The sequence below is a fragment of the Cupriavidus sp. 05T313 genome, assembly GCF_056396665.1.
This window is the reverse complement of record NZ_JBFTLX010000336.1, coordinates 1-6,184: the sequence shown is the minus strand read 5'-3', so window position 1 is coordinate 6,184 and position 6,184 is coordinate 1. Positions and strand designations below refer to the sequence as shown.

Sequence of the window (6,184 nt, the reverse complement as noted above, 5' to 3'; positions counted from 1 at the left end):
GTGCTGACCAAATCCTGGAAGCAGGTCCTGCTGGGCGGCATCGCGACGATGTCGACCGGCACTGCCTTCAACCTGATCGTGGCGTTCGGCCTGACCTACGGCACCCAGACGCTGGGCTTCTCGCGCAACCAGATGCTGTCGATCGCGCTGATCGCCTGCGCGCTGTGCGTGGTGCTGCTGCCGCTGTTCGGGCTGCTGTCCGACAAGATCGGCCGCAAGCCGGTGATCATCGGCGGGATCCTTGCCGAGGCGCTGCTCGCCTTCCCGCTGTTCTGGCTGCTCGACACCAAGGTGTTTGCCTTTGCCCTGCTCGGCTACCTGCTGATGATGAGCGCCTTCGCGGCAAACTACGGTCCCATCGCCACCTTCCTGGCCGAGCTGTTCGGCACCAAGGTGCGCTACTCGGGCCTGTCGATCAGCTACATGCTGTCCGGGCTGCTGGGCAGCGCGGCCACGCCGATCATCACGACCGCGCTGCTGTCCGCCACGGGCCGCGGTTCGTCGGTGGCCTGGTACATGATCGGGTCCGCGCTGATTTCCGCCGTTGCGCTGTTGCTGCTGGCAGAAACCCTGCGCAAGGATGCGCCGGCGGCAAGCGCCGCGGGCAACGCCACGGCTTCGCTGTCCTGAGCCGCGGATACCGCGCCACTGCCAGATCGTCGTCCCGGGTTGCGGCCTTGATGCCTGCTGCCGGCCCGGGACGACGTCGTCATACCTGATACCGATCATGCAAACGAACATCGACCCCACCCTGCTGAGCCAGCTGGAACGCGTGAGTTTCCCCACGCTCGGGCACTTTCTCGAGGACGGCTTCGCCAGCCACGGCATTCGCGCGCTCGTCCCCAACGTCAAGGTGGCCGGCCGCGCCGTCACGCTGCGGCTGGCCACGCCCAACGCCATTGCGGTGAACCGCGCGCTGGCCTGCCTCACCGCCGGCGATGTGCTGGTCATCGATGCCTGCGGTGACCACGCCCACGCGCCTGTCGGCGCCGTCACCGGCACCGCTGCCTTGTGCGCGGGCGCAAAAGGGATCATCGTCGACGGCGTGGTCACGGACATCCTGGAACTGCGMGCCATGGGGATACCGGTGTTTGCACGCGGCACCAGCGTCCTCACCACCAAACGGATCGACGAAGGCGGCAGCGCCGTCAACGAGCCGGTGATCTGCGGCGGCGTCACCGTCAATCCGGGGGACATCGTGCTGGCCGACGACAACGGCGTGCTGTTCCTGTCGGCGGATGCCGCGGCTGGCGTCATTGCCCGGGCGCTGGCTTCCGACGAGGCCGAGCCGGCCATCCTCGCCCGCCTGCAAGCGGGCGAGCCGGTTGCCTCGGTGCTGTTCCAGGGCGCCGGACGCCAGCCGGATCGATTGCCTTGCCTCACTGGCCCCCTATGAGAGATATGCGATGAACACGCAGCCCCGACACGCCTCAAGACGCCCGCCAGCGCTCCGGCGCAGCTGGATGTTCGCGCCAGGACTGGACACCGTCCGCCAGCAGGCGGCGCTTGAAAGCGGCCCGGATGTCATCGTCGCCGACCTGGAAGAGTTCACCAGTCCCGCAGACCGCCCCGCCGCGCGCGCGCGGATTGTCACGCTGATGGCTGAATGCCGGGCGCGCGGCATTGTCGGCGCCGTGCGCATCAACAAGCTGGATGGCGACGGACTGGACGATCTTCGCGGCGTCATGCCGGGCGCGCCCGCGGCCATCTTCCTGCCGCACACCGAAACGGCCGCGCAAATCCAGGCGCTCGACCAGCAAATCACCGCGCTGGAGCGCGAGTTCGGCCTGGCGCCCCGGCAAACCGAAATCGTGCCGACGCTGGAGTCCGCGCGCGGCATCGTCGCCACCGCCGCCATCCTGTCGGCCAGTACGCGCGTCAGTGCCTGCCTGCTGGCGGCCGAAGACCTGAGCGCGGATCTGGACGCGGTGCGCGGGCCGGATGGCATCGAGCTGCACCCTGTGCGCGCGCGCTTCCTGGTCGAATGCATCGCGGCGGGCTGCGTGCCGGTCGACTGCCCGTTCAATTACCAGGACGCAACGGCGCTGGCGGCCGACCTGGCCTGGGCACGCCGGATCGGACTGAAAGCGAAATGCACGGTGTATCCGCATCAGGTCGCCGCCATCCACGCGGCCTTCACGCCCTCCGCGCAGCAGGTCGCGCAAGCGCAGGACATGATCGGCAGATACGAGGCGGCCCGTGACGGCAAACCCGCCGGAGGCACGCGGGTGGATCCGCCGGACTACAACACCGCGCGCAGGCTGCTGGCGCGCGATGCCAGGTTCCGGGAATGGGCGCAGGCCAGCGGCGATACGGCCCTCAGCTAGAACCGGACGGCCGGGCAACCGGGGACGAACGCCTCCCAGCGATCCGGCCTCGTCTTCATGAATGCTCCGCCGCGTCGGGCTTTGCCTTGCGCAAACGCCGCGCACGGGCATGCAGCCGGCGCAATATCACGTCGAAGGACTCCAGCTGCCGGTTGATTTCCGCCTGGCCCTGCTCCACCAGATAGGCACGGAAGGCCACCGCCACGCGCGGCAGGCGCACGCCCGGCAAGTTCAGCACGTACCAGTCGCGCTCGATGGGATTGCCCTGCAGCGGCAGCAGCCCGATCAGCCCGGCCTGGAACTCCAGGGTGCAGGCGTGCAGCGAGAGAAACGCCACGCCCAGCCCGGCGGACACCATCCGCTTGATCGCCGCGTTGCTGGACAGCTCGGAACCCAGCGGCAGCCGCAGGCCAGCCTCCCTGAACAGCCGCTCCACGGTATTGCGCGTGCCCGAGCCGCGCTCGCGCACCAGCAGGTTCGCCTCCACCAGGTCTTGCAGCGTCAGATGGCGGCGCGTCATCAATGGATGGTCCGGCGCCGCGATAAACGCCATGGGGTGCTTGGCGAACGACGTCGCCTGGGTGCGCATATCCGTGGGTGGCCGGCCAATGATGGCCAGATCGATCTCATGCATGGCCAGCATCCGGACAATCTCCTCGCGGTTGCCCACGTGAAGCTTGATCTTGACCTCCGGCCGGTCCGCCGTGAATGCCACCAGCATCGACGGCAGCAAATACTCCGCCGTCGTGATGGCACCGACCCGGAGCGTTCCCGCCAGGTTGCCCTTGAGCGCCGCGACTTCTTCGGTGGCATCGCGCCAGAGCCGCAGGATCTGCCCGGCGTAGCCCGCCATCACCTCGCCCGCCGGCGTGAGCTGCGTGCCCCTGCCCGCGCGCTGCACCAGTGGCGCCCCGATCGCTTCCTCCAGCAGCTTCAGTTGCAGCGACACCGTTGGCTGGGTGATATGCAGCTCCTCCGCCGCGCGGGAAACACCGCCCAGGCGGGCGATCGCATCGATGGCGTTCAGCTGGCGGAAGGTGGTGGTGCGATTCATAGTAGAAAACCTATCAGTCGGTTTTATAAACCAATTTTTCAATATGAAGGGCCTACCTTATAGTGCCTGGATCGGAAACGCAATCACCTCCGCGTGTCGCAACGCGGTGCTAATGGAGACGGAGAATGTCGCTTGAATTGCTGGTGCTTACCCTGGACGATGTGCTTATCCGGACTGACGAACTGCGCCGGGCCGGCATCGATCTGGCACCGCGGGAACGCGGCACTCTCCGCGCGCACGAAGACGCTTTCGTCACGGCTTGCGGCCAGCAGGCGATCCCCGTCCGCCCCCAGGCCCTGGCACTCATGCGCAGCGCCGAGTCAGGCGGTGCGCGCCTGGCGCTGGCCGCCCCGGTCTCGTCGCGCATGCTGTGCGCATTGCTCGATGGCGCCATCGGGCCGGACTGGACCGATCGCTTTGCCGTGGTCGCCACGGCGGACGCGCTATCCGCCCGCGAGACCGAGGCCGATCTCTACCGCCTGGTGCTGCGCACCGCCGAGGCGCCGGCGCACCGGGCCTTGCTGGTTGGCGCCACGCAAGGCAGCCTGCGCGCCGCAAGCGGCATCGGCATGCATACAGCCGCTGTACTGCCGCAGGGCAGCGATACGCCGCGCCATGCGGATGTATCGGTAACGCTTTCGGGCACAGCGCAGGCGGCCTGGCCGGACTTCCACGTACTGGAGTCGATCGTGGCCGGCCAGCATCGTGGCCACAGCGCAAGCCGCGCCATGGCCGAGCCTGTGACGAACTGATGCGCCCACCGTGGCGCCACCCACGCATCAGACACACATCGCGGAGGTTCCCATGAGAAGAATCGTTATCGTCGGCGGCGGCGCCGCGGGCCTGCAGGTGGCCACTCGCCTGGGCCGGCGCCTTGGCAGGCGCGGTCTCGCCGAGATCATCCTGATCGATCGCAGCCCCACGCATCTGTGGAAGCCTCTGCTCCATGAAGTGGCCGCGGGCCGGATCGAGCCCGTCGTTCACCATACTTCGTTCGCCTTGCAGGCCGAGCGCCATCATTTTCGCTTTGTGCAAGGCGAGCTGCTCGCGGCGGATCGCATCAACCGGACCGTCTCCGTGGCGATTGCCGGCACATGCCACGGCGAAGGCGACCAGGTCCGGTCCATTGCTTACGACAAGCTGGTTCTTGCCGTCGGCGGTGTCACCCAGTACTTTGGCGTRCCCGGTGCGCGCGAGCACGCCTTGACGCTGGACAGCGTCGCCAGCGCGGAACAGGTGCGGGACCGCGTGTTCACCGCCCTGCGCCGCAGGACTGCCCAGGCCGATGTCGAGCGGCAGGCATCGCCGGCAAAGGTCCGCGTGGCCATCGTCGGCGCAGGTGCGACCGGCGTGCAGCTCGCCGCGCAGTTGCGCCGGACCTCTAGCGTGCTGAATCGCTATGGCATACACCGGCTGGACCCGGTGACCGGCGTGGATATTTGCGTCATTGAAGCGTCCGCCGCGGTCGTCCCTGGCATGGGCGCCCGGCTCGCGGCGCGCGTCGGCGAGCAGCTTGCGCGCCTGCATATCGGCGTCCAATGCAGCGCACGGGTGACGTCCGTCAGCGAAAACGGCCTGACCATTGCCGGCCAGGCGCCGATGCAGGCGGATGTGGTGGTGTGGGCGGCCGGCATCACGGCGCCTGCCCTGCTGGGCACCTTCCAGCTTCCGGTGAATGCCAAAGGGCAGATTCGCGTGTTGCCGACACTGCAAAGCATCGATGACGAGCATATCTACGCCATCGGCGACTGCGCCAGCTGCCGGCCGCAGGACCTCGATGCGGAACTCCCGACCCGCGCGCAGGTTGCTTACCAGCAAGCGCTATATCTCTCGGAGGCCTTGCCACGGCGCCTGGCAGGCAAGCAGCCGCCGGGGTTCAGGTATCGCGACTATGGTTCCCTGGTCTCCCTGGCGGGCAGCAGTGCCATCGCCAACCTGAGCGCTACGCCAGGCAAGGACAACGGCTGGCATATCGAGGGCAGGCTCGCCGCCCTGCTCCACCATGCCGTCTATCGCCGGCACGTGCTCGACATCCACGGTTGGGGACGGGCGCTGGGGATGACGCTGGCGCAGGGTCTGGAGCGGCTGCTGGCGGCGGGGACGCGCTTGCATTGAGCGCACCCGGCGATCCCGCGCCGCCCCGTGCCCTGGGCAGGCCGTCGCGCTTGGTATTCAGACGGCCGCTCCAGTACCGCGGGCGTGACGCGTGACACGCAGGCCAGCTTGCGTTGCGCATCGTAGAAGCGGACGCTCCATACATGAGATCTCCGGCCGAGAGCCTCGGGCATCGCCACAGCCTCCACAAAGCCGGCGCTGACCGGCCTGACGTGGTTCGCATTGATCTCCTGCCCCACGCAGTGAAAGCGGTTGCGGTCCACCGCAAAGCTCCCGGCCCATGACGCCAGCGTTTCCGCGAGCACCACGGACGCGCCGCCATGCAGAACTCCTGCCGGCTGGAAGGTCCGGTGATCCACCGGCATGCGCGCCTTCACGTAGTCGGGCCCCAGTTCGGTCTGTTCGATTCCCAGCGCGGCATTCAATGTGCCGTGCGCCTTCTCATTTGCGTAGGTGGTCCAGTCGGGTACGGTCCAGATAGTCATTGGCAAACTCGTGTTGTCGGCATTTGCGTCGTCAGGCCACCTCCATCGCCATGTCCCCGTCTCGATCACATACCCATAGTCCGCCACCTGCAGCGCCGCGCGTGCGTTCTGCTCGATCAGCAGTGTCGCCACACCGGTCTTGCGCAGGTCGTTGATGATGTGGAAGATTTCCTTCACGATCAGCGGCGCCAGCCCGAGGCTTG

Annotated in this window: 7 protein-coding genes and 1 pseudogene; 5 read left to right on the top strand and 3 right to left on the bottom strand. The window is 67.6% G+C overall.

Annotated elements, in window-relative coordinates:
• From AC1DKD_RS37940 to AC1DKD_RS37930, 3 genes are all read left to right on the top strand, one after another.
• A partial coding sequence (locus tag AC1DKD_RS37940) for an MFS transporter (RefSeq protein ID WP_477144468.1) occupies nucleotides 1-630 on the top strand: 630 nt, incomplete at its 5' end.
• Nucleotides 631-727: 97 nt separating this feature from the next.
• The gene (locus AC1DKD_RS37935; RefSeq protein ID WP_441634187.1) at nucleotides 728-1,396 is read left to right on the top strand and encodes an RraA family protein; all 669 of its coding nucleotides are present in this window, start codon (nucleotides 728-730) and stop codon (nucleotides 1,394-1,396) included.
• Nucleotides 1,397-1,463: 67 nt separating this feature from the next.
• Nucleotides 1,464-2,327 (top strand): HpcH/HpaI aldolase/citrate lyase family protein, encoded by an 864-nt coding sequence (locus AC1DKD_RS37930; RefSeq protein WP_441634185.1) that lies wholly within the window; start codon nucleotides 1,464-1,466, stop codon nucleotides 2,325-2,327.
• A 55-nt stretch (nucleotides 2,328-2,382) separates the two neighbouring features.
• Here the strand turns inward: AC1DKD_RS37930 and AC1DKD_RS37925 are convergent, their stop codons facing one another.
• Nucleotides 2,383-3,381, bottom strand: coding sequence for a LysR family transcriptional regulator (locus AC1DKD_RS37925; protein WP_441634183.1), 999 nt, complete (start codon nucleotides 3,379-3,381; stop codon nucleotides 2,383-2,385).
• A gap of 125 nt (nucleotides 3,382-3,506) precedes the next feature.
• Here AC1DKD_RS37925 and AC1DKD_RS37920 point away from each other — a divergent pair, with 125 nt between their 5' ends.
• Nucleotides 3,507-4,133 carry an HAD family hydrolase gene (locus tag AC1DKD_RS37920; RefSeq protein ID WP_441634181.1) on the top strand — a complete coding sequence of 209 codons (627 nt, stop codon included), beginning with the start codon at nucleotides 3,507-3,509 and terminating at the stop codon, nucleotides 4,131-4,133.
• 52 nt (nucleotides 4,134-4,185) lie between these two features.
• Nucleotides 4,186-5,496, top strand: coding sequence for an NAD(P)/FAD-dependent oxidoreductase (locus tag AC1DKD_RS37915; RefSeq protein ID WP_441634179.1), 1,311 nt, complete (start codon nucleotides 4,186-4,188; stop codon nucleotides 5,494-5,496).
• Here AC1DKD_RS37915 and AC1DKD_RS37910 read toward each other — a convergent pair.
• Complete coding sequence (locus AC1DKD_RS37910) at nucleotides 5,391-5,861, bottom strand: hotdog fold thioesterase (RefSeq protein WP_441634232.1); 471 nt, start codon at nucleotides 5,859-5,861, stop codon at nucleotides 5,391-5,393. The genes AC1DKD_RS37915 and AC1DKD_RS37910 overlap by 106 nt on opposite strands.
• Before the next feature lie 153 nt (nucleotides 5,862-6,014).
• Nucleotides 6,015-6,184, bottom strand: a pseudogene (locus AC1DKD_RS37905) (ABC transporter ATP-binding protein); the annotation flags it as partial.

Coding starts and splice junctions, on each gene's coding strand:
- AC1DKD_RS37910 (WP_441634232.1), bottom strand. CDS start 5,861: ATGCCGGTGGATCACCGGACCTTCCAGCCGGCAGGAGTTCTGCATGGC.
- AC1DKD_RS37930 (WP_441634185.1), top strand. CDS start 1,464: ATGTTCGCGCCAGGACTGGACACCGTCCGCCAGCAGGCGGCGCTTGAA.
- AC1DKD_RS37920 (WP_441634181.1), top strand. CDS start 3,507: ATGTCGCTTGAATTGCTGGTGCTTACCCTGGACGATGTGCTTATCCGG.
- AC1DKD_RS37925 (WP_441634183.1), bottom strand. CDS start 3,381: ATGAATCGCACCACCACCTTCCGCCAGCTGAACGCCATCGATGCGATC.